This is a genomic window from Arcicella gelida (genome assembly GCF_034931025.1).
In the GTDB taxonomy this organism is placed as follows: Bacteria; Bacteroidota; Bacteroidia; order Cytophagales; family Spirosomataceae; genus Arcicella; species Arcicella gelida.
Genome location: NZ_JAYGIL010000004.1, coordinates 288369 through 311836 on the forward strand (window position 1 = coordinate 288369; position 23468 = coordinate 311836).

The 23468-nt window shown below is 34.4% G+C and carries 20 protein-coding genes; 13 read left to right on the forward strand and 7 right to left on the reverse strand.

Going from position 1 to position 23468, the window contains the following annotated elements; genetic code table 11:
- Positions 1–72 precede the first annotated feature (72 nt).
- The gene (locus VB776_RS04905) at positions 73–1404 is read right to left on the reverse strand and encodes a DUF58 domain-containing protein (protein ID WP_407653791.1); all 1332 of its coding nucleotides are present in this window, start codon (positions 1402–1404) and stop codon (positions 73–75) included.
- Entirely contained in the window at positions 1404–1829 is a 426-nt protein-coding gene (locus tag VB776_RS04910; protein WP_323326582.1) for a DUF4296 domain-containing protein, read from the reverse strand. Before VB776_RS04910 ends, VB776_RS04905 begins: the two co-directional genes overlap by 1 nt.
- Before the next feature lie 108 nt (positions 1830–1937).
- Between VB776_RS04910 and VB776_RS04915 the strand changes: the two genes are divergently transcribed.
- From VB776_RS04915 to VB776_RS04940, 6 genes are all read left to right on the forward strand, one after another.
- On the forward strand, positions 1938–2804 hold the full coding sequence (locus VB776_RS04915; protein WP_323258309.1) for a DUF58 domain-containing protein: 867 nt from the start codon (positions 1938–1940) through the stop codon (positions 2802–2804).
- A 324-nt stretch (positions 2805–3128) separates the two neighbouring features.
- Positions 3129–3944: a hypothetical protein gene (locus VB776_RS04920; protein WP_323326584.1), complete on the forward strand. Its 816-nt coding sequence runs from the start codon at positions 3129–3131 to the stop codon at positions 3942–3944.
- Positions 3945–3965: 21 nt separating this feature from the next.
- The gene (locus VB776_RS04925) at positions 3966–4958 is read left to right on the forward strand and encodes a VWA domain-containing protein (RefSeq protein WP_323326586.1); all 993 of its coding nucleotides are present in this window, start codon (positions 3966–3968) and stop codon (positions 4956–4958) included.
- Positions 4959–5220: 262 nt separating this feature from the next.
- Complete coding sequence (locus VB776_RS04930; protein WP_323326588.1) at positions 5221–6675, forward strand: inorganic phosphate transporter; 1455 nt, start codon at positions 5221–5223, stop codon at positions 6673–6675.
- Between the two features lie 98 nt (positions 6676–6773).
- Positions 6774–7604: a DUF2490 domain-containing protein gene (locus VB776_RS04935; RefSeq protein WP_323326590.1), complete on the forward strand. Its 831-nt coding sequence runs from the start codon at positions 6774–6776 to the stop codon at positions 7602–7604.
- Positions 7605–7690: 86 nt separating this feature from the next.
- Positions 7691–8902, forward strand: a complete 1212-nt coding sequence (locus VB776_RS04940) for a porin (RefSeq protein WP_323326592.1) — start codon at positions 7691–7693, stop codon at positions 8900–8902.
- A 43-nt stretch (positions 8903–8945) separates the two neighbouring features.
- Here VB776_RS04940 and VB776_RS04945 read toward each other — a convergent pair whose 3' ends face one another.
- Both VB776_RS04945 and VB776_RS04950 read right to left on the reverse strand, forming a co-directional pair.
- A complete protein-coding gene (locus VB776_RS04945) occupies positions 8946–10223 on the reverse strand; it encodes a metallophosphoesterase (RefSeq protein WP_323326594.1) in 1278 nt (425 codons plus the stop codon).
- A 134-nt stretch (positions 10224–10357) separates the two neighbouring features.
- Entirely contained in the window at positions 10358–11227 is an 870-nt protein-coding gene (locus tag VB776_RS04950) for an AraC family transcriptional regulator (protein ID WP_323326596.1), read from the reverse strand.
- A gap of 155 nt (positions 11228–11382) precedes the next feature.
- On the opposite strand from VB776_RS04950, the gene VB776_RS04955 reads away from it, so the two are divergent.
- Positions 11383–11940: an RNA polymerase sigma factor gene (locus VB776_RS04955; RefSeq protein WP_323326598.1), complete on the forward strand. Its 558-nt coding sequence runs from the start codon at positions 11383–11385 to the stop codon at positions 11938–11940.
- Between the two features lie 416 nt (positions 11941–12356).
- Here VB776_RS04955 and VB776_RS04960 read toward each other — a convergent pair whose 3' ends face one another.
- Complete coding sequence (locus VB776_RS04960) at positions 12357–12731, reverse strand: hypothetical protein (protein ID WP_323326600.1); 375 nt, start codon at positions 12729–12731, stop codon at positions 12357–12359.
- Between the two features lie 161 nt (positions 12732–12892).
- On the opposite strand from VB776_RS04960, the gene VB776_RS04965 reads away from it, so the two are divergent.
- From VB776_RS04965 to VB776_RS04990, 6 genes are all read left to right on the forward strand, one after another.
- Positions 12893–14098, forward strand: a complete 1206-nt coding sequence (locus VB776_RS04965; protein WP_323326602.1) for an acetyl-CoA C-acetyltransferase — start codon at positions 12893–12895, stop codon at positions 14096–14098.
- Between the two features lie 300 nt (positions 14099–14398).
- The gene (locus VB776_RS04970) at positions 14399–16555 is read left to right on the forward strand and encodes a 3-hydroxyacyl-CoA dehydrogenase NAD-binding domain-containing protein (protein ID WP_323326604.1); all 2157 of its coding nucleotides are present in this window, start codon (positions 14399–14401) and stop codon (positions 16553–16555) included.
- A gap of 84 nt (positions 16556–16639) precedes the next feature.
- Positions 16640–17551 carry a TraB/GumN family protein gene (locus tag VB776_RS04975; protein ID WP_323326606.1) on the forward strand — a complete coding sequence of 304 codons (912 nt, stop codon included), beginning with the start codon at positions 16640–16642 and terminating at the stop codon, positions 17549–17551.
- 98 nt (positions 17552–17649) lie between these two features.
- Complete coding sequence (locus VB776_RS04980) at positions 17650–18264, forward strand: 2OG-Fe(II) oxygenase (RefSeq protein ID WP_323326690.1); 615 nt, start codon at positions 17650–17652, stop codon at positions 18262–18264.
- 524 nt (positions 18265–18788) lie between these two features.
- Complete coding sequence (locus tag VB776_RS04985; RefSeq protein WP_323326608.1) at positions 18789–20129, forward strand: toll/interleukin-1 receptor domain-containing protein; 1341 nt, start codon at positions 18789–18791, stop codon at positions 20127–20129.
- Positions 20126–22045, forward strand: a complete 1920-nt coding sequence (locus VB776_RS04990) for an nSTAND1 domain-containing NTPase (RefSeq protein WP_323326610.1) — start codon at positions 20126–20128, stop codon at positions 22043–22045. Before VB776_RS04985 ends, VB776_RS04990 begins: the two co-directional genes overlap by 4 nt.
- Positions 22046–22049: 4 nt before the next feature.
- On the opposite strand, the gene VB776_RS04995 is transcribed toward VB776_RS04990, so the two are convergent.
- Positions 22050–22514 (reverse strand): DUF4231 domain-containing protein, encoded by a 465-nt coding sequence (locus VB776_RS04995; RefSeq protein ID WP_323326612.1) that lies wholly within the window; start codon positions 22512–22514, stop codon positions 22050–22052.
- A gap of 131 nt (positions 22515–22645) precedes the next feature.
- A complete protein-coding gene (locus VB776_RS05000) occupies positions 22646–23380 on the reverse strand; it encodes a tetratricopeptide repeat protein (protein ID WP_323326614.1) in 735 nt (244 codons plus the stop codon).
- Between the last annotated feature and the right edge of the window lie 88 nt (positions 23381–23468).

Below are 23468 nucleotides of genomic sequence, written 5' to 3' on the forward strand. Positions count from 1 at the left end.
AAGTACTCAATTTTGACATTTAAACTACGTCAACAGACAGACAATTCATCACTCTTAATTCACCACTCTTACTTAAATCATTCCTCTTGATTTTAGTTCTAAATACTTATTAACGGTATTTACGGTTAAATTTTGCGGAGCGGTTAATAATGCTTGGATACCATATTGAGCCAGTTCTCGTACAATTTGCTGTTTTTCATAAAAGTACTTTTCGGCAATCGTTTTATGATATATTTCTTCTGTGGTTTCAGCTGGTTTTTCTAACAATGTTTTCAAGGCTGTATTTTCAAAGAAAACAATCATTAGCAAATGGTCTTTTGCTAGTTTTCTAAAATAAGGCAATTGCCTCCGCATAGAAGCTACCGTTTCAAAATTTGTGTACAATAACAAAAGACTTCGCTGACGAATATGTGTTTTGGTATGTATATACAAAGCTTCATAGTCAGTTTCCATGTAGCGTGTTTTCTGTTTATACAATAAATCCAAAATTTTGGTCATTTGTCCAGCCTTTTTATCGGCTGATAAAACCTGTCCGATTCTATCCGAAAAAGTAATTACGCCTGCTTTATCTTGTTTATTAATCGCAATGTTCGATAGAATAAGCGTAGCATTGATGGCATAATCTAGCAAAGAAAGTCCATCGAAAGGCATTTGCATCACTCTTCCTTTATCAATCAAACAATAAACATTTTGTGATTTTTCTTCTTGATAAGCATTTACCATCACATCATTTCTACGAGCGGTAGCTTTCCAGTTAATACTCCGCACATCATCTCCTTGAACATACTGGCGAATTTGTTCAAACTCTTGGCTTTGTCCAATTCTACGAATTTTCTTGATGCCCAATTCCGTCAATCGGTTTGAAATTGCCATCAATTCGTAAGCTCGCATTTGTAGAAATGATGGATACACTGCCACCATTTTATCTTGAGAAAACTGAAAACGACGCTGCAATAAACGAATAGGACTTTTTACATAAACATTTACTGCACCAAAACTGTACTCGCCTCTTTTGGTAGGGCGAAGTTGATATTCAACAATTTGTTGTTCCGCAGATTTTAGGGAAGTATGAAAGAGTAAATCTCGTTTCTGAAACTGAAAAGGAATTTCATCAATAATTTCAAGTAAGATTGAGAAACTGTAATGATTTTCAATAAAAATTGAAATCGGGTTTTCATCACCATTCGAAAGCCTTTCGGGAACATCTCTTCTGCAAAAAATACCCTTTTTAGCCATGAAAAGAATAATGCCGTCTGCCAACAAGAGCAATATTAAAATCATAAAACACAATTGTGCTATTCCCAACAACCAAGGGAACACAAAAGCAAAGACAAACAAAATGACAATCCCAATGACGAAGTGGAACACCACTTTTGAAAAATATAAGGATTTGAAAAGATGTATCATGGTTGTTTAACAGGTTGGCTAACAGCTACTTTTTTTATTGTATCACTTTTAGCTTTTAGTGTATCCCTTTTTACTTTTTTAGGTTTAATTGTCTGTGCTGCTTTTCGACGGTTTTCTAATATTATTTTCACATCCTCGTACATTGCTTTAAAAGCAGGTGGATGCATAATATAATACTTCAAACTTACTCTAAAAGTAGCGGTATCGGTTTGATGTTGCTTCATGATTTTCCATCGCAAACGTTGGTACGCCAACAAGGAAGAATCTTGCCCACCCAAGTGCATATTATTTACATGAGCTTCCGCCTCATGAACATCTGCCAAGATTTTTGACATTTTATCTTGCTCTATCAAATTTGCGGGCTTATCTTCCGAACCGCAAGCTATCAACAAAGTTGCTAACAACAGAATTATTAATCTCATATTTCAAATTTACAGGGAATTTGGGTAGTTTTAAACTTGTGAAAGTTTTTTAAGTAAAATTATGAAATGATTTTTGTTTGAAGGAAGCTTCGACGAATGAACCAATAGATGACTCCCAACGAATTTTTAGCCAAACTTTACAAATATGAAATTAAAATCCGCAAGGCTGTTACTTCACAGATGCGGGGAAATTTCCATTCTATTTTCAAAGGTTCTGGACTAGAATTTAGCGATTTACGCCAATATCAATATGGTGATGATGTCCGTTTAATTGATTGGAATACTTCAGCTAAAGGACACGGAACTTATGTTAAAATCTTCAAAGAAGAAAAAGAACAATCTGTATTTTTTGTGGTAGATGTAAGTGCTTCGCAAGATGTGGGGCGGTCTGACCGTTCTAAATTAGATACTACCAAAGAAATCTGTGGAGTTTTGGCTTTATCGGCAATCAAGGAAGCTAGTCATGTTGGTTTACTTTGTTTTTCTGATCAAAAAGAAAAATACATCAAACCTGCCAATACTTTAAAACATGGCTATCAGACTATTTTAGAATTATTTAAACTCAAAACAGAATCTACAGGGACTAATTTGAAGAAAATGATTCTTTTTACTTTGGATGTTTTGAAAAGAAGAAGTTTGGTAATTTTGGTTTCTGATTTTATTGATACTGGTTATGAAGAAAACCTAAAAGCCTTGGCTCGAAAACATGATTTAATCGTGATTCACTTATTCGACCAACGAGAAACGAATCTTCCACGCTTGGGAATCATTCCTGTTTATGATACCGAAACTCGAAAAACAATTTGGGTAAATGCTTCATCAAGTTGGTTTAGAAATCGCATGAAAATTTTGTTCGATAAAAATTCACAACAAGTAGAACAAGTCTGTAAACAACACCGAGCAAACTATTTAGCCATTGATGCTTCGGAAGATTATGTTCCTAAATTGATAAAATTATTTAAAGTAAGAAAGTAACAATCTTTCGCTCATTAAATTTCATGAAACCCTTTTTTAATGAAGTACACAATCATCAAATTTTCTGATTCATTAAAAGAAATATCTGTACAGTTTCGTTCCTGCAAAGTTTCAATAATTTTCCAGGCAATAATCTGTGGCTTAAAAACTAGTTTTAGACAAATTCTAGCTCATATCTTTCATCAACTAAACTTTAAATCTAGTATCTCAAGTCACACCTCCTTTAGTCTTATTTCTTTTGTCTTTTCTCTTGTTTCTTTCCTTTTCTTTTCATCAAATATCAATGCACAGAATCAGAATTGGCAACCACCCAAAGGACAATTTTTGAGTGATAGTTTAAAAGTAGGCTTACCGATAAAGTATGCTTTGAGTTATCGACATAAACCCACTGCCGACATTTTCTTTCCAGATTCAACCTATAATTTTGCACCTTTCGAACTCGTTTCGAGAGAATACTTTCCGACAGTTACCAATCCCAAAGGAAGTCTTGATAGTGCTATTTATACCTTAATTTCATTTGAGGTATTGCCTGTACAAGAACTTAGTTTGCCTGTTTTTGTCAGAGATAATCTTGATTGTACTCGTGTTTTTGCTCCGATAGATTATGTTCGTTTGCAAGGTACGATTTCAGCAAGTGGAGAAATGGATACGATGTCTTTGAAAAAAGATACTCAAGTAATTCCGTTACCGCAACAGCCCAATTATCCTTTAATATTTTTATTCATTATTGGTTTAAGCTTTTTAGGCGTATTAACTTTTTGGTTTTTTGGTACTCCTATCAAAAGACAAATTAAATTATTCAGGTTTAAACGTCGTTACGATGAGTATCTAAGACTTTTCCAAAGATTAAGCAGAGCAACCGACGATAAGAAAAAGGGTTTGGAAAATGTAGAAAAAGCAGTAATTCTCTGGAAAAAATATGTTGAACGCCTTGAAAATAAACCATTTACTACTTTTACTACAAAAGAAATTTTAGATAATTTACAAGATAACCGTTTGTCGGATGCCCTCAGAGAAATTGATGCTACTGTTTATGGAGGTATTTATTCTAAAACAACAGCTTCTTCTTTGAATATTCTTCAAGAACTCGCTGAAAGCCTTTACAAAAAACACAGACAAATATTAGTACAAAGTACTTGATGGCTGTTAAATGATTTTTTTATGGAAGATTGGTTTTCAAAATACTGGTTTTTACCTTCTACCCTTTCAAGTTTTGACTGGGCAAATCCTTTCTTTCTATATAGTTTACCCATCATTCCTTTATTGTTTATCATCAGAAGTTGGTTGCGTGGCAATGCGATTCAAAAACTAAATATTGCTTTTCCTGCCAACGATATTCAGTCCAACTGGATAAGTTACTTGCGATTTGTCCCTGCTATCTTTTTGTTATTATCAATTACCTCAATGTTTTTAGCCTTGGCTCGTCCGCAAAGAGTAGTTTCTGAAACAGAAGAGTTTTCTGATGGAATTGACATTATGTTGGCATTGGATATTTCAAAATCAATGGATAGCAAAGATATTCCACCAACAAGGCTGGCTGTTGCACAAAGTGTAGCCAAGAAGTTTATCAGTGGTAGATTGTACGATAGAATCGGTATGGTTATTTTTTCTGGAGAACCTTATTCTTTATGTCCACTTACGACAGACTATGAAATGCTACAAGAGTATGTAGATGAAATTTCGTCTGACTTAATTAAAACCTCTGGAACTGCCATTGGTAACGCTTTAGGAATGTGTATCAATCGTCTAAGAGAAATCAATTCTAAAAGTAAAGTAGCCATTCTGATTTCGGATGGAGACAATACTGCTGGAAACCTCGACCCCGTAACATCAGCACAACTTGCCAAAGCTTTTGGCATTCGGGTTTACACGATTGCAGTAGGAAGTAATAAAAACGTAACCGAAAAAGTAGATGAAGGAACACTACGTGAAATTGCGAAAATAAGCGAAGGGAAATTCTTTAGAGCAAAAGATGCAAAATCTTTAGAAACGATTTTTGAAGAAATTAACCTTTTAGAAAAAGTTGAAATCAAGCAAAATAAATCTAGAAATGTACGTGATTTTTATCATCCTTATTTAAGGTGGTCAATCGCTTTTTTACTTTTATCCTTTGCTTTTAAGAATACTTTTATGGGAAACATTTTAGAAGATTAAGCTAATCGATTCATAATCATTACTATACACAACACCAAAATGCTATAAAAACTAAGATAAGTATAAATATCAATGTATATTTTTTGTAAAAAATAGATTTAATAATTCCTTAACATTGCGATAACTAAGTATTTATACCTTTGTGGCGAAATTACCAATATGAAAAACCACGATAATTGAAGATTTACTTATTACTGTAAAGGTTTTGTAAATTTTCATATTAACATTAGAGTGATTTATCGCTCTTCAAATCAATAAAATAATGTTCGGATTAGAAACTTCTCTATTCATTTTACTTTTCCTGTGTTTGTTTTTGGCTTGTGCCTTTGAGTTCGTCAATGGCTTTCATGATACAGCAAATGCCGTAGCTACAGTAATTTATACAAATTCATTAAAACCTACGCAAGCAGTAGTTTGGTCTGGATTGATGAATTTCTTAGGCTTACTTACTGGTGGTGTTGGTGTAACGATGTCGATTATTGGTTTACTGCCTACAGAGCTACTCATAGACCCCAACGTTTATCATTCCATGGCAACAGCATTAGCAATGTTGATTACTGCTATTCTTTGGAACTTGGGTACTTGGTATTTTGGTATTCCTGCTTCGTCTTCTCATACTTTAATTGGTTCTATTATTGGTATTGGTGTAGGCTATGCACTTTTACCTGAAAATAAAGCAGGTTTAGAAACAGTAAACTGGGACAAAGCCATCGAGATTGGTAGAGCACTTTTGTTATCTCCATTATTCGGTTTCGCAGTGGCAATCGTATTGATGTATATCATGAAAAAAGGAATCTCTAACAAAGATATTTTCAAAGAACCTAAAAAAGATACTCCTCCACCAATGTGGATTCGTGCCATATTATTCACTACTTGTACTTTAGTAAGTTTCTTCCACGGTCGTAATGACGGGCAAAAAGGAATCGGTTTAGTAATGATGATTCTAATTGCTTTTTTACCAGGTTATTTTGCTATCAATACTGATGTTGACCCTTTTAAATTGCAAGCAGAAGTAAATACTGTTCAACAAGTAATTACGAAAATTGATACTACAAAATTATCAGCGACAGAGAAAGAAGGTTATCATAAAATCATTAAAGCAACTACTGGTTTAACTGCCATTTTAGAAGACAAAACACTTACTAATGATAATTTAACAGTTGAGAAAAAATTAGAAATTCGTAAAGATGTTTTATCAATCAACAAATTCGCTAAAAAATTATCTGAAAGTGATGCTGTTACTTTAAGTAAAGATGATAAAAGTGCTTTGAAAAAAGCAACTGCTGGTTCTTCTCCCCCTTTCTTTACTTTTGGAAACTCAACAAGTGGATTATCATCATTAACAGACTTTGCACCAACTTGGGTAATGTGGATGATTGCACTTTCTTTGGGTTTAGGAACAATGATTGGCTGGAAACGTATTGTAGTAACAGTAGGTGAAAAAATCGGAAAGCAACATTTATCATATGCACAAGGTGCTTCTGCTGAATTAGTTGCTTCATTTACCATTGCATTATCTACTATTTACAAATGGCCTGTATCAACTACTCACGTACTTTCTTCGGGTATTGCAGGTTCGATGGTAGCTTCAAAAGGTATTAAAAACTTACAAGGTGGTACTGTAAAAAGTATCGTAATGGCTTGGGTACTTACTTTGCCTGTTACGATTTTAGTATCTGCCACAATATTCTATTTACTTCGTACAATTATCGGTTAGTATTAAAATTTCAAAAGAGCGTATGGAAACAATTTCATACGCTTTTTAAGTACCCGCTTACATTGCAATTGCCCCAACTACCAATATAGAAAATCCAAATGAAAAACGTTATCCTGTCTGCAATTTTATTGCTGACCTTGCCAAACTCGTCCTTTTCTCAAAGTCCACGGCAGTATTATCATATTTCTAATGGTTGGACTGACATCAATATTTCAGGAAAAATTGCTGGACAATTTACTTGGCAATTAGAAAATCAGCATCGTCGTGAAGATATGCAAGGAGATTATAATCCCCAAACAACAACTGGAGACCCTTATAATAACCTAAATCAACACGTTTTTCGTCCTTGGTTACATTACCAATTCAATCCAAACATTCGTTTTTCTTTAATGCCTTTAGGTTGGATAGGTTCAAATCGTTTTAAAGAGGGTGAACCGTATGCTTTCTTTTCAGAAATCCGTGTTTCTCCACAAGTAATGTTCACTCAAAACTTCGGAAGAGTACGTATAGATAATAGATTGCGTTATGAATTCCGCTGGTTCGGACAAAATCAAGATGTAAACAACAAAAGCTTTTTGTATGGTGGCGATTTTTCTACGACTACTTTCAAAGAACGTTTTCGTTATCAGCTAAAAGTAACTGTGCCAATCAATCATGCTAAAATGGACGATAATACGCTGTACGCCCAAACTTACAATGAACTATTTGTGAATACAGGCGAGCAAGTTGCCAACACAAATCTATTAGACCAAAACAGGGTATTGATTGGGCTTGGCTATAAATTCAATAAGTATTTAGCCGTTGAAGCAGGTTATATGCAACAGACAATCTTTAAGTTTAACAATGCTACCCAAAGCAATGTTGACATCAATAATATTATTCAGCTAAACTTAGCTGTCAGTAATTTCGAACAGTTATTTAAGAAGTAAATTTTGTATAATTTTATTTGAGGCGGCTTCATTGTCTCTAATATTTTTTTCATTAGCCCAACTACCAATATAGAAAATCTAAATTAATGAAAACTTTCAAGGGACTATTTGTTCTGGTGACTTTGTTTGTCATCAGCAATTTAACTATTGCACAAAGCTCGGTAAATGAGCCTAAAAAAGAAACTCTATCTCCTAAAAAATGGTTTGAGAAAATCTCATTAAGAGGTTATGCACAGGTTCGTTATAACCGTTTATTAGAAACTAACGAAAAAGTAAAGTGTGAACAATGTGATAGATCTTGGGGCGAAAATGGTGGATTTTTCATCCGTCGTGGACGATTAATTTTCTCTGGAGATATTTCAGATAGATTATATATTTATATTCAACCAGATTTTGCTTCTAGTGTAAGTAATTCTTTTCAGCACTCTTTCCAAATTCGTGATGCTTATTTTGATTTAGCCCTAGATGCTAAAAAAGAATCTCGCCTTCGTATTGGGCAAAGTAAAGTTCCTTACGGTTTTGAAAACATGCAGTCTTCACAAAACCGTTTGGCGTTAGACCGTGCTGACCCAACTAACAGCCCAGTTTCAAACGAACGAGATTTAGGAATTTTCTTTTATTGGGCTAAAGCCGAAATTCGTAAGCGTTTTGCTTACTTAGTTAGCTCAGGATTAAAAGGAAGTGGAGATTATGGCGTTTTTGCTTTTGGGCTTTATAACGGACAAAATGCCAATAAGACTGAACAAAACAATCAACCCCATGTAGTTTCAAGAATTACGTATCCATTTAAACTAAAATCTGGACAAATCATTGAAACAGGTATTCAAGCTTATACAGGGAAATTTGTCATTGAAAAAAACACTAAAAACAAAGCGACTGAATCTTCTTTTATCGACCGTCGTGTAGCCGCTACATTGGTGGTTTATCCACAACCTTTTGGTTTTCAAGCAGAGTATAATGTCGGAGAAGGACCAGAGTTTAACCCAAATACAACCACTACTGAAGTAAAAAGTCTAAATGGTGGTTATGCTCAAGTAATGTATCGAAAAAAAATTAATGAAAATCATATTACACCATTTATCAAGTATCAATATTATAATGGTGGAAAAAAACATGAAATTGATGCTCGTAGATACATTGTAAAAGACTTAGAAATTGGTGCAGAATGGCAACTAAAAGATTATTTTGAACTTACAGCAATCTATACAATTTCTGATAGAACTTTTGAAGATGTAGCCTTGCCTGATAATCATCAAAAAGGTAATTTATTGCGACTTCAAGCACAGTTCAATTTTTAGACACAAAAAGAGTTGTCAGTTTCGAATTGACAACTCTTTTTATTTACGCTCGTTTTAATTCAAAAACGGTGATTTCTGGTGGCATTCCAATTCTGCCTGGATAGCCGATGTAACCATAACCACGGTTTACATATAATTTTTGGTCTCCTTCTTCATATAAACCTCCCCATTGTTTATAAACATATTGTGCTGGCGACCACGTTTCGTTGCCAATCGTAATACCAAATTGTGTTCCGTGTGTATGTCCTGAAAACATTACATCAATATCTTTGAATTTGGTATTTACTTCCTTGTCCCAATGGGTTGGGTCGTGTGAAAGCAATAATTTTACAGGTGCTTCCTCTGTTCCTTTCACTGCTTTTGATAAATCGCCATAAGTATGAAAACGATTTTGTCCACTAATATTTTGAACACCAATAATGGCTAATTTTTCGCCGCCTTGTTCAATGAATCGGTTTTCATCCATCAATAAATCGTAGCCCATTACTTTGTGTGCACGCATTAAATCATTTAGATTTTTTTGTTTTCCAATTAAGTCATTATCCCAACGTACATAATCGGCATAATCGTGATTCCCCAAAGTACTGTAAACCCCCAAAGGAGCTTTTACTTTATTGAAAATATCAATATATTCCTGTACTTCTGAAGCTAAATTATTCACTAAATCTCCTGTGAAGAAAACCACATCTGGTTTTTCTTTCATCAACATTTCTACACCACCTTTTACAGCAACACGATTGAAAAAAGAACCAGAGTGAATATCAGAAATCTGAGCAATCGTCATTCCATCAAATTGCTTTGGTAAATTTTTCAACGCTAATTTTACTTTGCGTACTCTATAATCATGCGCTCCAGAAATAATTCCCCATGTCAAACCTAAAGCTGGCACAGCACCTGCAATCACAGCGGTTTTCATCAAAAACTCACTTCTTGTAATCGGAGTATTCAGTGCAGAAGGCTGGTCGGGCGTTGAAATGGATGTGGTAGAAGTACTTGAAAATTTAGAAACAATCAAACGGAACAATCTAACGATATCGTCTATCAATAAAAAGAGTACCACAAATATTTTAGAGAAGTAATTAATAAAAACACCAACCATAATAATGGTTCTTAGGTTTTTACCAAGCCATTCTGGAGGAGTAAAATTATAAAGCCACATGCCAAGCATCGTGATTGAAGTAAGCCCCCAAAAAATGTATTTTGTAATATTCTGAGTATTAGCAGAAGTATTTTGAATAGATACTTTTACGGCTTGCCAAACGTACCAATCAATCAATAAAAGAACAATTGATACAATTGGAATAATAATTAATTTATTCATTGAAGTATAAGGATATTTTTATCAGAAAAGAGTATTCAATAGTTTGTTTTAACTATTTGATTAAACCCTAATTCAATGACTTGGGTTCTGGATGTACTTATTTTTATGATAAACGGCAAAATGCTGTACAAAATTTACTTTTGTCGATATAACCTTTGGTAAGCCTGTGGCTTCATTTGCATTAAAGATTTGAAGGAACGATTGAAATGTGAAAGATTATTAAAGCCACTTTCAAAGGCTACTTGCGAAATACTGAGTTTCTCGCCTGCCAATAATTTACAAGCATGTCCGATTCTGAGTTCTTGCAAAAACTGAAAATACGTTTTCCGAGTATGGGTTTTAAAGTAACGACAAAAAGAATTCACGCTGATATTGGCGACTTCGGCTACTTCTTCTAAAGTAATTTCTCGGGCAAAATTATTCAGTGAAAAAGAGTAAATCATGTCAATTCTTCTAGTATTATACTCATCTAAAGAAACATTAAATTCTGTTTTTGATAAATCCGAAACATCATCTGAACTGGCTATGTAACTCAAAATATTCAATAATTGAATTACTTTATCAATTCCTGTTGTATGAAGCATTTCCTCCATCAAAATACCAACCTTTTCACGAACAGCACCGCCAACCAATAAACCTTTCTTCGCTTTTTGAAATAATTCATTCAATGAAACAGATTCGGGTATTTTCATAAAACCATCCCCCCAAAAGTTCGGGTTGAAGTGAATTACAACCGAACGTGACATTAAAGTAGAATTTTGTTCAAAATAATGTGGGTCGCTTCTAAAAAAGTGTGGCACATTGGGTCCAATCATGATTAAATCATTTTCTTTGAAACTCCTTACACCATTTCCTACCAAAAGCGTTCCTGTTCCTTCAAAAATATATACAATTTCAATCTCAGGATGATAATGCCAGTGATTATAGAAAAATGGGACAAAATCTTTATTAACACTGAACGATTGCTCAGGCATTATCTGAACTTTTCTGAATAATGGCTTCATTGTATGTAAATTATTACCGAAATAAAGTATTCAATAAAATTAATGCTAATATAGTATTAAAATGTACTAATAACGGAAAAGTTTATGTAAGAAAAATACGCTCTCTTTGTAATGAAGTTTTTTAATAATTTATTGTAATAAAAATAGATTTAAAGATGATTAAGCGTCAACATTACGATAATTTTGAGCTTTGGCAAAGATTTAAGAAAGGAGATCAGCAGGCTTTTCACTTGATTTATAAATTAAATCATAAAGTTTTAGTCAATTATGGTAGTAAAATAACACAAGACATAGAACTTGTGAGAGATACCGTACAAGATTTATTCGTGAATTTATGGCTTAGAAAACACAATCTTGCCGATACCGACAATATTGAACCTTATTTAAAAACTTCATTACGCCATGATTTAGTTAGAAAAATTACTGAATCAAGAAATGGTGTTCCATTCGATAACATTTCTGAACTTGCTCATCAGCTTGAAAAATATCATTTTTCGTATATTCATGAAAATGAAGAACGTGAAGAGATGTTTGTAAAACTTGAAAAAGCATTATTGTCATTGCCTAGCAGAGTTTCGCAAGCATTGAAAATGCGCTATTTTGATAAGATGGGTAATCAGGAAATAGCTTCGAAGATGTCAATCAATTATCAATCGGTTAACAATAATATTCATCGTGGAGTAGAAACGCTCAGAATTGCGATGACCCAATAGTCTATAACTTATCTATCCATTTGATTAAAGTAAACAATAAAGTGGATAGATAAGTATAAAAGTATTTTACACACAATTCTACAGAGAAATTCAGGCAAATTCACATTCTTTTTTCTGATTTAAAATTCTCAATTCCCAAAATTCATCTCTAATTTATCTCGAACAAATACGAAATATCTCTTTAATCTAATATTGGACTTATTTACTTCATTATCTTTTGATAATGCGTGTATAGACACATATATTTGTTTCAAATAAATAACTAATCACAATTTACCCACTAAATTTCTTTATTGTTTACAGAAACAATAAAGTATAAACGACAGTACAAAACTCCTGAATTTTAATCTTTTTGGTCTGAAAAATCATGGTGGCGGCTTTGGTTTTTTGAAACCAAGATTAACACAGGAGTTTTTTTATTCCTTTGTTCCTAGTAATTCTTGTCCTTGAACTAGCACTTTAATGCCTGTCACTAAGCCCTCTGTACGTACAAAAATTATTTGAGCACCAAAATTACCTTCTTCAAACTCATCATCTTTTTTGCGAATTAATTTGGTTTCAGGATAGTCTGAAGCTTGTCCGAATAACTCCCCTGCCTTGAAGTAAACTTTCATTTTTTGTACATAGGGATTTTCTACCATTTTGTAGCTTCCATAGTAATCTTTGAAGTCAAGGGAATCTAGGAGTCTAATCTGCACTCCCACACTTAAATTAACCTTTTCTGAAGTTTTTGCCTGAGTGGCTAAACATAATGCCGACAATAAAATGCCGAATAGTAAACTCTTTTTCATGTTTATTTAGTAAAGTTATACATCAAAATAATTAACCTAGAAAATAGATTAATGTTTGATTTTTCAAATTTTACCTAAAAATATTATAATAATATTATGCTAGCATAATGATTTTATTAAATTCGTAATATTATTATGAACATTTATAAATCATCTTCAACATGAATGTAGCCTATATTTATGATGCCGTTCGTACTCCTCGTGGGCGAGGAAAATCAGACGGTTCATTGCATGATATTCAACCTGTTCAACTAGCACAACAAGTATTACAACAACTCCGAGAGCGAAATCAATTAGATACTTCGCTGATTGATGATGTAATTCTTGGTTGTGTTACGCCCATCGGTGAACAAGGGGCAGACATTGCTCGCACGGCAGTTTTGGCGTCTGGTTACGACCAAAGAGTAGCAGGTGTACAAATTAATCGCTTTTGTTCATCGGGACTCGAAGCCGTAAATATGGCATCTGCTTACATCATGTCGGGGCAACAGGAACTGATTATTGCAGGGGGAATCGAGTCGATGTCGAGAGTTGCTATGGGTAGTGACGGAGGAGCGATGATGATAAATCCGCAATTAATTGCCGAACACAAATTTGTACCTCAAGGAATCTCTGCTGATTTAATTGCCACAAAATATGGCTACTCTCGTGAATTATTAGATAGCTATGCCGTAGCTTCTCAGCAAAAAGCTGCCTCAGCACAGCAAAATCAACGTTTTTCAAAATCTATGTTTGCTGTAAAAGACGACATCGGACAAGAAGTATTGACTTTCGACGAAGGTATGCGACCCGATACTTCATTTGATTCTTTAGCGAAATTAAAACCTGCTTTTGAAACCATCGGACAAATGGGCTTAGACCATCTGGCTCTGATGAAATATCCAGAACTGAATGAAATCAAACATTTGCATCATGCAGGGAATTCTTCTCAAATTGTAGATGGTGCGGCTGGTATTATAATTGGAAATAAAGCCATTGGCGAAAAACTGGGATTGAAACCAAGAGCTAAAATTACTGCCTTCGGTGTTTCTGGTTCTGAGCCAACCATTATGCTGACTGGGCCAATTCCTGCCACTCAAAAAGTACTCAAACGCAATGGCATGAATATTAATGACATTGATTTATTTGAAATCAACGAGGCTTTTGCTGCCATTCCTTTGTTGTTTATGGACGTGCTAAATGTTGATGCTTCAAAAGTAAATGCCAATGGCGGAGCAATTGCCCTTGGTCATCCACTTGGTGCGACGGGTGCCATTATTTTAATGACGCTTTTGGATGAATTAGAAAGAACTGACAAAAGCACTGGTTTAGCAAGTTTATGTATCGGTGGCGGAATGGGAATTGCTACGGTTATTGAAAGAGTTTAGCTTGGGAATTGAGGATGTTGGACTTTAGGACTAAAAGACTTTAAGACTTTAAGACTGGGAGACTTTGGATTTAAAGATTAAAATATTAATTCAAACCAGTTTTATTACTAACTCCTCAATAAAGTCACAGAGTCCAACAATATCATAAGTCTCAAAATCCTAATTTTTTAATCATCAAATTTAAAAGTCCAATATCCTAAAGTCACTTAGTCTTAAAGTCCGACCTCCTAAATTCCTTTAATCCGCAAATCCATCATCATAAAGTCCTTTAGTCCATAATCCTAAAGTCCCCTTAAAAAAATGCTCTCATACAATCTTTTACATAACGTCGCCATTTTAAGTATCAATGTTGCGAATCAGGCAATGAATGTCTTGAATGACGAATCAATTCCTGCACTTGCTAAGGCATTGGAGCAGGCATATTCCGACCCAGAAGCCAAAGGAATTATCATTACTTCCGAGCGACCAGAGTTTATCGCTGGTGCAGATTTACGCATGATTCTCAATAATAATGGCAAAGCACCCGAAGAACTCTATCAGCTTTCAAGGTCATTGAATACCATTTTCCGAAAAATGGAAACCAACGGAAAACCCATTGTAGCCGCCATCAACGGCACAGCTTTGGGCGGTGGCTATGAAGTATGCTTGGCTTGTCATCATCGAGTAGCCATTAATAACCCTAAAGCCTTAATTGGTTTGCCAGAAGTAACGATTGGTTTACTGCCCGGCGGTGGTGGTACGCAGCGTTTGCCACGTATGATAGGCTTAGAAATGGCCGCTCCACTTTTATTAGAAGGCAAAAAAGTATCGCCAAAAGATGCTCTTGCACTTGGCATGATAGACGAATTAGTAGATTCGCACGAGGCGATGATGGAAAAAGCTTTTGCATGGATCAACGCCAATCCTGTTGCTTTACAACCTTGGGACGAAATCAATCGAAAAACTGGGAAAATTCAGGCAAAAGAAAATTATAAAGTACCCAACGGGAATATCCTAAGCCCCAAAGGAGTACAATTAATGATGGGCGGAACTGCCATGACGATGACTAAAACCAATGGAAATTATCCTTCCCCAATCGCTATTATGTCTTGCGTGTATGAAGGACTATTAGTGAATATCGACCGTGGACTTATCATCGAAGCTCGTCATTTTGTAAAAGTTGCCAATTCTTCAGTGGCTAAAAACCTGATTCGGACGATGTTTTTTGGGCTAAATGAAGTAAATAAAGGTGTAAACAGACCCAAAAACATTGAAAAAACCGAAGTAAAGAAACTGGGCATTTTGGGTGCTGGCATGATGGGTTCGGGTATTGCTTACGTTTCGGCAATGGCAGGAATTGAAGTTGTATTAAAAGATGTCTCGCTCGAAGCTGCCGAAAAAGGAAAACAGTATTCACGGACTTTACTCGAAAAAGCCATCAGTAAAGGCAAGATGAGTCCTGAAAAAGCAAATGGTATTTTAAGTCTTATCAAAACTACTGATAATTATGCCGAGTTTGAAGGAGCTGATTTAATCATCGAAGCAGTATTTGAAAATCCTCAATTAAAAGCAGAAGTAACTAAAGCAGCAGAACTTTTCTTGCAAAAAGATTCGGGTGTTTTTGCTTCAAATACTTCTACTTTGCCTATTTCAAATTTAGCCAAAGCGACCATTCAGCCCGATAAATTTATTGGTATTCATTTCTTTTCGCCGGTTGATAGAATGCAATTGGTAGAAATCATCATGGGAAAAGAGACTTCTGATTATACGCTTGCTGTGGCAATGGATTTTGTCAAGAAGATTCGTAAAACACCAATTGTCGTAAACGATTCTCAAGGTTTTTATACTTCCAGAGTATTCTTTACTTATACTTCCGAAGGCATAGAATTATTAAAAGATGGTGTAAATCCTGTGGTTATCGAAAACATCGCTAAACAAATGGGAATGCCCGTTGGTCCTTTGGCTGTTTCCGACGAAGTAGCCTTAGACTTGGCTTATAAAATCGCTCAAGCGGGAGTAGATGAAGGTCTTTTGTCTGAAACAGATACTACTTATCAAGTCAGCAAACAGTTTACTGAAATGGGACGTTTGGGCAAAAAAGCCAAAGCTGGCTTTTATACTTATCCAGAAAACGGCAAAAAGTATTTGTGGGAAGGCTTAGCTGAAATTTTTCCTTTGAAAGAAGAACAGTTAGCCGTAGAAGAAATCAAGAAAAGATTACTGTACCGACAAGCATTAGAAACCGTAAAATGTGTGGAAGAAGGCGTAATTCGTAAGTATTTGGATGCCGATTTGGGTTCTATCTTCGCTTGGGGATTTCCTGCATATTTGGGTGGAACACTTTCTTTTGTGGATACTGTGGGAATCAAAACCTTTGTAACCGAAGCCGATCGTTTAGCTGATACTTATGGCGAAAGATTCAGACCAACCGAAAAACTCAGAGCTATGGCAGAAGCTGGCAAGGGTTTTTATGAGTAATGATTTTTTAATTTGATTCAGTATTTTTGAATGCAAGTCGTCACTGACTTGCATTATTTATACCATAATCCCAATAATTAAACGATGAAATTAATTTACAAACACCTGGCTTTTATTTTGCTACTTTTTTACTCAACAAACTCCTCCGCTCAGTCTGTTTTATGGATAGTAGAAGGTAATGGTTTAGAAAAACCTTCCTATATTTTTGGTAGTGTTCATGAAATGTGTAAACAAAATCTCAAGTGGGACATAGAAATAGAAAATATAACCAAAGTTACTAACAGGGTATTCTTTGACCTAAACCTTAGCCTTATTATGCAGACATTCAAACACAAAGGGTCTAAGAAAATGCTTTATGGTTATTCTTTAAATGACTTGTATTCTGAAGAAGACTACAAAGAGGTATCTGAATATTTTGAGGGAGAATATAAAATTAATATTGAGAAGGAAAAAAGATTTTCTCCAATGGATTTGATGTTTAAAGCCATTCAAAAAGGGAAAAAAGGAAACTGTAAAAAGAAAACATTCTACCACTATAAGATTACTAAACTATATAAAGAGTCATATTATTTGCCATTAAATGTCAATCAAGTACCTAAACTGGATAGTATTCCTGAGCGAGACTTTTTTATGATAAAAAGACACTATCAAAAATATGCTGATGTTCTACTTCAAATGATTAGAAAAGATAAACTCAACAAAACTTTTCCTAATACAGATGATAACCAACTGATTGATTCATATTATAAAATGGATATTGATGAAATTAAAGAGATTTCAAATAAATACCCTAGTATGAACAATTTTGAAGATTCTATTGTAAGCGAAAGAATCAAAATATGGTTAGGTATTATGCCTTCGATTATGGAAGAAAAACCAAGTTTTTTTGTTGTAGATGTTGCTCATCTAGGTGGTAATAATGGCATAATTAATTCATTAAAAGATGAAGGTTATACAGTACGCCCCTTAAAAATGACTTGGGATAAGAAATTATAGTTTCACGCCAGAACTTATTCGTTCAACTTTCATTACCTTTACGAAAACCCCAAAAACCCTTGTAAATCCGCAAGATTTACAAGGGTTTTTTTGTGGTGATGCAAAGTCAGGAAGAAAAGTTTGAAGGCCTCATTGCAGGCATTGTTGCCAATGGCTACGGCGTTTGTGATGATTTTTTGAGTACGGAAGAAGTAGCAATGCTAAATGCAAGATTTACCGAAAGGTTTGATGATGGTAATTTTAAAGAAGCGGGCATCGGCAAGCAAAGTGAAGTACATCAAGCCAAAGAAATCAGAGGCGATAAAATACTTTGGTTGGAAACTAACACAACAAACATTGCCGAAAGAATACTTTTGGATAAAAATCAAGCATTTATTAATTATCTCAATCAAACCTGTTATTTGGGTATCGTTGATGCAGAAATACACTTTGCCAAATATGACATTGGTAAATTTTACCGTCGTCACCGAGATACTTTCCAAGCTCAAAAAGGTAGAATACTTTCCGTAATTTATTATTTAAACAATCATTGGCAAGCCGAAAACGGTGGTAACTTATTGATTTATACCCAAGAAAATAATATTGAAAAAACAATTAGTATCGCTCCTTTAGCAGGAAGATTAGTCTGTTTTGAAAGCGATAAACTCGACCATGAAGTAAGCGAAACTTTTAGAGAGAGATTGAGTATTACGGGGTGGTTGTTGAATTGCTAAGTTTTGGTTTTGACAACTTTTGAGGGAAATCAACAGTAGGTCGAGTTTCCAACTCGACCAAAATTGCAAGAGCAAAAAAGCAATCCATCTTTTTTACACGCAATCCCATCTAAAAGAACCAACAACTCATCTCCAAGATAAAGAAACCCATCTTTTTCATAAGACGAGCTATCACCGAGATAGGTTGATGAGTATTTTTTGCGGTTTTTTGCGTGAAAAAGATAGGAAATCCTATCTCTGAGATGGAATTTCCTATCTTTTTCACGCAATTCTCTATACAAAAACGAAGAAAACCGCAAAACAATCAAGCCTAATTTATCTTCGTACCAAGGCTTATCTCCCGACCGATACTTCTTTTTTGTGGAATGGTTAAGAAACCAGTTACGGAGATAAACTAATTAATCTATCTCAATACACTCCACTAAATACCGCTTAATAAGAATAAGATGATTTCTTTTGATGTCGTTTCGAGTTTTGGTATATTTCTATCAAATTTATTATCAGATGCTTAACTCATAAATTTTATGGATGATTCGCTCGTTTTTGAAGATTGGGACTTAATTATTGAAGACATTCAAAATCAGAAATGTATTGTCATTGTTGGGCCAGACATTATCGAGTATGATGGCTATGCTAGTTTCTTTGAAGCAGTTTCCAATGAATTAATTGATAATAAATATATCAGTCAATCTTTTGTAGAAGAGCAATTATTCCAAATAAAAATCAGCAATCCTGTTAGAGCTAAAGCCGAAAAAAATGACGGTATTCGCCACATTGCCAAGGCGATGCAAAGGGTAATTGAACAGAATCAAACTAAACTTGATGCGATTGCAACGTTATTAAAAAAATTGCCTTCGCAATTAATACTTTCTCTAATTCCCGAAGAAGCTACTTTCTCTCGCATTTTACAGACGCCCGTTCGATATTATCATAAAAATAAAACCTCTGAAAAAGAAGCACTCCCTCCGCTCAGTCCCGATTCGCCAACGGTTTATAATATCTTAGGTTCATTGAGTCAATCAGAATCATTAGTTTTTACTTATGATGACTTGTTCGAATATATTTTTAGTATTCTAGGAGACAATCGTTTGCCTCAAGAATTACAAATTGCCTTAAAAAGTGCCGAACGTTTTATTTTTCTAGGAGTCAATTTTAATAAATGGTATATGCACTTATTATTGAAACTCTTGGCTTCTGATAAAAATGTTTTGGCGATAGATGCCCACATTCCCGAAGCTTCACGCACCTTTATTATGAATCGTTTATCTTTAGAAATGATGGATTATACACCTTCAGCTTTCTTGGATAAATTGACTTGTAATTGTCATGATGCGACAAAACCTAAAGAAGATACTTCGCCCAAAATAGTTGTTCAACCGATTAGCACTCCTATTTCGGTTAATAAACCTAAAAATACTCCTGTAAGGATTTTTCTTTCTTATGCCCATGTAGATGAAGAATTCAAGAAAGAGTTACTCATTACTTTATCGCCTTTGATTAACCAATCGAAAGAAATAGAAATTTGGGAAGACCGACAAATTGTGGCTGGACAAGAATGGGGAAAAGCTATTACGACCGAATTGAAAGATGCTGAATTAATGATTTGTTTGGTAAGTAGAAATTTCCTGAATTCTAAATACTGTATCGAACAAGAAGTAGCAAACGCTATCAATCAACAAAAACACGTTTTACCAGTTTTGCTTAAATCTTGTGCTTGGAAAGACTTCCCTTTTCTGGCATCTCGACAAGTAATTCCCAGAGATAATAATTCAATTATAAGCTTTAAAGACCAAGATGAGGCTTATCAAAGTATTTATGAAGAAGTAAAACGTTTAGTTACATTGATTAAATCTGAAAGAGCATGACAGTCAGTAAAAATCGTTATCCTGGTCCTAAACCATTTAGAACAGACGAAAAAGATATTTTCTTTGGAAGAGATACCGACATTGCCGAATTCTATAAGTACATTTTTTTACACCAAAGCGTAGTACTCTTTGGTAAAAGTGGCTATGGTAAAAGCTCATTAATCAATGCTGGGATTATTCCTTTATTGGCAGAAAAAAATAAACAAGTACATTTCTTCGAAGTAAAATTTGGTCCTTATGTTTCTGGTTCGGATAGGTCAACACCCATCGAAAGAATTAATGCCATCATCAAAGAAAAATCAACAGAAGAGTCTTCATTGATTTTAGAAAAATACTTTGAAACAGATAATTCCTTTTGGCATACACTCAAAAATTATCAGATTAGCCACGAAGCCAACGAGATAATTTTCTTTTTTGACCAATTCGAAGAACTATTTACTTATCCTCAAGAACTTATTTTTGAGTTTAAGCAACAATTGGCAGATGTTTTGTACACAACCGTACCAGCCTTTTTTAGAAATCAAGAAGATTTATTAGACCAAGAAGGAATATCAGAAGAATTCAGGCTTAATTTCTATCAAAAACCAGAAATCAAAGTAGTGTTTGCCATTCGTTCGGATAGGTTAGCCCAATTAGAAGAACTTAAAGATTTTCATCCAGCCATTCTAAAAGACTGTTACGAATTAAAAGGTTTGGATAAAGAAGGTGCTTTAGCTGCCGTTGTAAAACCTGCTACTTTGCCAGATGAACCAGCAGGAACATTTAAAACCCCAACTTTTGAAATAAAACAAGAACTCGCCGAACAGCTAGTCAGTGAATTACAAGATAGAAATGGACGTATTGAAACTTCTACGCTACAAATCATCTGTTGGCAAGTAGAAGATAAATTTGTTCCTGCTTGGATACAAGGCGATGAAAAATTTGTACTGACTTTCGAACAAATTGATATTGACCAAGACGGACAAATAAAAGGAGACATCGAAACCGTTTTTGATAATTATTATAAAGATACTATTGAAACCAAAATTGATGCACCCTTCCGTGAAGCTGCTTATCGTTTGGTTGAAGAAGTATTGGTTCAGAATGGACAAAGAATCCCTTTTGAACACCATTATTTGATGTTTGTGGTTTTAGTAGAACAATTACATATTCCTGACAGAAAAATTGCCCAACAAATTTTAGATATTTTACGAGAAGCATCTTTATTGAAAGTAGAACAAGATTCTCAAAGACGCTTGATGTATGAATTAGGACACGATACTTTGGTTGACCCAATTAGTAAAGCAGCAAAACTCCGTGAAGAAAGAGATGAACAAATACGAGTATGGGAAGAAGCCGAAAATGCAAAAGAATTAGCCCAGAAAGCTCAAGATGAAAAAGATAGAGCCAACGAACAAGCAGCACAGTTTTTAGTGTTGAAACGCCGAGCAGAAGTACGCTCAATCATTGCTTTTGTTGGTTTTATCATTGCTTTTATCGTTGCCTTTTATGCTTATTATCTAAAAAGAGAAGCTGACGATTTAAGTTTAAAACTCAAATCGGCTTATTTAATAACAGAACAAGCTAAAACGAAAGTACAAAGTCAGCTAGATACCGCTCTAACTACCATTGCTCATGATGTGATTGATAAAAGTATCAAAAAGACAGAAGTAGATAGCGATAATAAAAAGCCCACCTCCCAAAAATCTAGCTATGATTCTGCCATCGCAATTTTAGCTAAAATAAAAAATACAACCCTAAGAACACAAGTAAAGAAGGAACTTCAAAAAGCGAATACTTCAAAGAAATATGATGAATATGATACAAAAAGTTTAGCACCTATCAGTTCAAAATATTCGCCAAAGGAATTTGATTCTAGTAAAATCAAACCTGTACTCAGACCTAGTAAATTGATTGAGAAAAAAATCTTACCATAACTTTTTACTTCTCTTCTCCTTCTTTAACATCAGGATTAACTTGATGTGAATTTTGCTGTTGATGATTATTCAAATTAAACCATTCCGCATTTTCTGTTGACATAATGGCTTCAATATTCGTTACGAATTGCTGAAAAGGAGGATTTCCTTGATATGGGCCTGATTTTGTTAAATACAAGAATTTTTCTCTTTTGAGTACCTCTCGTACTTTTCGGTAATTTACCCAACTTTCATGATAATTAAAAAGTGCGTCTAAGCCACTTAAAATAGCGATTAATACACCTATAAAACTTATTATTGCAGGAAATGAAGGCACGTCACTATACTTTGTTGCCAAAGGTAAAGACGCTGAAAGAACTATTATTAACACCTTGGTTCTAACATAGTTAGTTTTATTAATCTTACTTTTCTGAGCAAAGAAATTCATTTGCTCATCTAGTCTTTGTTCGATATATTCTTGTTCTGTCATGGTTATTTAGGAGTTTGGAGATATTAACCATAATTTAAAAATATCTTGATGAAAGAACAAATTTCGATAGAAAATATAAAACAAAAACGCCTGTCTCTAATGCTAGAAACAGGCGTTTAAAATGTCTTTGTTTATTTGAAAACTCCTAATGGATCTTCTTTTTTAGCGATTAATTCTTGAAGGAAATTCATATCTAGAAAAGTAATATCTAGTATTCTACACTTATGAAAATATTCCCAAGCTTTGTCAAAATGTTCTAATTGAAACTCGGCGATGGCATATTTTAACCAACCATTTGCATTGGTTGAATCAATTTTTAATGATTTCTCCAACAACATTAAAGCGTCGTCGATATCATCACATTTTTTTTGTTCTTTAAAACAAGCCAATTGCACTGTAGCAACGTCAATCATTAAGGTTGGATTTTCAGGTGCTAAAGCCAATCCTTTTCTCAATAATTTAGCTGACTCTTCGTAATTTTTTCTTTGATAACTTATCGAACCTAATCCCCAATAAGCTTCAACATTATTCTGGTCGAGTAAAAAACTAAGGTTGAATCGGTAAGTAGCCGTATCCAATAGACCCTCACTTAAATACTCCCAACCTCTTTCAGCAAAAAACTTACTTGCTTCAGCACGATCTTTGAAGTTTTGTTCACATTGAGCAAAGAATTCTTTAGATTTCAAAATCTGTTCATCCACGGTCTTTTTGCTACCAAAAAGTGGGATATACTTCACATCTTGACTATCAACTGCAAGTTCTTTTTTGGGAGCTTCTTTAGTACTAGCCAAAGGAATTGGTTGAACCTGAGCTAATAATGACTGAAAGCTAGACGATAAAATAAATATATATATTAACTGCTTCATAATGGTGGTAACAATACGAATCTTATAACGATGTTTAATAATAATTATTGTTTTGTACAAAGCTTCTTTCAAAAACCAAGCCTAACTA

What these genes read in the sequence shown, in the direction of transcription:
- VB776_RS04910 (WP_323326582.1), bottom strand. Translation starts at nt 1,829, where the DNA reads ATGAGATTAATAATTCTGTTGTTAGCAACTTTGTTGATAGCTTGCGGT.
- VB776_RS04915 (WP_323258309.1), top strand. Translation starts at nt 1,938, where the DNA reads ATGACTCCCAACGAATTTTTAGCCAAACTTTACAAATATGAAATTAAA.
- VB776_RS04925 (WP_323326586.1), top strand. Translation starts at nt 3,966, where the DNA reads ATGGAAGATTGGTTTTCAAAATACTGGTTTTTACCTTCTACCCTTTCA.
- VB776_RS04930 (WP_323326588.1), top strand. Translation starts at nt 5,221, where the DNA reads ATGTTCGGATTAGAAACTTCTCTATTCATTTTACTTTTCCTGTGTTTG.
- VB776_RS04935 (WP_323326590.1), top strand. Translation starts at nt 6,774, where the DNA reads ATGAAAAACGTTATCCTGTCTGCAATTTTATTGCTGACCTTGCCAAAC.
- VB776_RS04940 (WP_323326592.1), top strand. Translation starts at nt 7,691, where the DNA reads ATGAAAACTTTCAAGGGACTATTTGTTCTGGTGACTTTGTTTGTCATC.
- VB776_RS04945 (WP_323326594.1), bottom strand. Translation starts at nt 10,223, where the DNA reads ATGAATAAATTAATTATTATTCCAATTGTATCAATTGTTCTTTTATTG.
- VB776_RS04950 (WP_323326596.1), bottom strand. Translation starts at nt 11,227, where the DNA reads ATGAAGCCATTATTCAGAAAAGTTCAGATAATGCCTGAGCAATCGTTC.
- VB776_RS04955 (WP_323326598.1), top strand. Translation starts at nt 11,383, where the DNA reads ATGATTAAGCGTCAACATTACGATAATTTTGAGCTTTGGCAAAGATTT.
- VB776_RS04960 (WP_323326600.1), bottom strand. Translation starts at nt 12,731, where the DNA reads ATGAAAAAGAGTTTACTATTCGGCATTTTATTGTCGGCATTATGTTTA.
- VB776_RS04965 (WP_323326602.1), top strand. Translation starts at nt 12,893, where the DNA reads ATGAATGTAGCCTATATTTATGATGCCGTTCGTACTCCTCGTGGGCGA.
- VB776_RS04970 (WP_323326604.1), top strand. Translation starts at nt 14,399, where the DNA reads ATGCTCTCATACAATCTTTTACATAACGTCGCCATTTTAAGTATCAAT.
- VB776_RS04975 (WP_323326606.1), top strand. Translation starts at nt 16,640, where the DNA reads ATGAAATTAATTTACAAACACCTGGCTTTTATTTTGCTACTTTTTTAC.
- VB776_RS04980 (WP_323326690.1), top strand. Translation starts at nt 17,650, where the DNA reads ATGCAAAGTCAGGAAGAAAAGTTTGAAGGCCTCATTGCAGGCATTGTT.
- VB776_RS04985 (WP_323326608.1), top strand. Translation starts at nt 18,789, where the DNA reads ATGGATGATTCGCTCGTTTTTGAAGATTGGGACTTAATTATTGAAGAC.
- VB776_RS04990 (WP_323326610.1), top strand. Translation starts at nt 20,126, where the DNA reads ATGACAGTCAGTAAAAATCGTTATCCTGGTCCTAAACCATTTAGAACA.
- VB776_RS04995 (WP_323326612.1), bottom strand. Translation starts at nt 22,514, where the DNA reads ATGACAGAACAAGAATATATCGAACAAAGACTAGATGAGCAAATGAAT.
- VB776_RS05000 (WP_323326614.1), bottom strand. Translation starts at nt 23,380, where the DNA reads ATGAAGCAGTTAATATATATATTTATTTTATCGTCTAGCTTTCAGTCA.